We start from the raw sequence: 1,269 nt of genomic DNA, 5'->3' as shown, positions 1-1,269 counted from the left end.
TGTTTAGCCCGGACAGATCACTGACGGGTGTTCGGAGACATAGCTGACACATCAACATTGGCTGGATTGGTCCGATTCGGGAGGCCGTCCATGCCTTGGAGCGAGGTGTCAGTGATGGATCAGCGCCACGAGTTTGTGCGGCTGGCTTTGCAGGAGGGCGCCAACCGGCGCGAACTGTGCCGTCGGTTCAACATCAGTCCTGACGTCGGCTACAAGTGGCTGGCGCGCTGGCAGGCCGGCGATCGGGAGCTGGCCGACTGTTCCCGGCGCCCGCATGCGATGCCCAAGCGGAGTGAGGCTGCGGTCGAAGCAGAAGTCCTGGCTGTACGCGACAAGCATCCGGCTTGGGGAGCACGGAAGATTGCCCATTGCCTGAAGCGGGGCGGGCAGACGGTGCCTGTGCCATCAACGGTGCACCAGATCCTGTGTCGGAACGGCCGGATCAAACCGAGTGAGAATGCGCCGCCCAATCCGGGCCACCGGTTCGAGAAGGAAGCTCCCAACCTGCTGTGGCAGATGGACTTCAAGGGTCACCTGCCGCTCGCCAATGGGACGCGGTGCCATCCGCTAACGATCGTCGACGATCACTCGCGCTACGTGCTGTGCCTGAAGGCATGTGCCGACGAGCAGCGCCTCACCGTGCAGAATCACTTGTCGACGACGTTCCGCTGCTATGGCCTGCCGGAGGCGTTCTACACCGACAATGGCTCACCCTGGGGCGATACGTCCGGCATTCGTTGGACCGGACTGAAGGTGTGGCTGCTCAAGCTTGGCGTCAGGGTGGTGCACGCCAGGCCATGCCACCCACAGGCCCGCGGCAAGAACGAACGCTTCCATCGCACCCTGAAGGCCGAGGTGTTTGCAATGCGCCGTTTCCGCACTCTGCCGGAAGTCCAGCGCGCCTTCGACGCCTGGCGGCCGGTCTACAATCTGGAGCGGCCTCACCAAGGCCTCGATATGCAGGTCCCTGCCGATCGCTTCCGGCCAAGTGCTCGCCCCATGCCGGCCCGCGTTCCGAACATCGAATACGACAGCGGCGAGATCGTGCGCAGGGTCTCATCGACAAGACCCTACATCTCCTTCAAGGGACACTTCTGGAAAGTTCCCCAGGCCTTCGCCCGCGAACGCCTTGCCATCCGGCCGCTGGATCGTGACGGCCACTACGGAATCTTCTTCGCCAGCTGGCAGGTCGCATCGATCGACTTGACCAATGGCCAACCTGTCAGTGATGTGTCCGAACAGGTGTCAGCCATGTCTCCGGACTAAACA

1 protein-coding gene is annotated in these 1,269 nt (G+C 62.6%); it reads left to right on the top strand.

Annotation, left to right across the window (positions count from 1 at the left end; all coding sequences use genetic code 11):
- The first annotated feature begins 90 nt into the window (after positions 1-90).
- Positions 91-1,266: an IS481 family transposase gene (locus AC0L3X_RS47115; protein ID WP_283016764.1), complete on the top strand. Its 1,176-nt coding sequence runs from the start codon at positions 91-93 to the stop codon at positions 1,264-1,266.
- The last annotated feature ends 3 nt before the right edge of the window (positions 1,267-1,269 follow it).

The organism is Bradyrhizobium sp. MI1.7, from assembly GCF_055811795.1.
The sequence above is the reverse complement of the archived record's forward strand: the minus strand, read 5'-3'. Positions and strand labels throughout refer to the sequence as shown.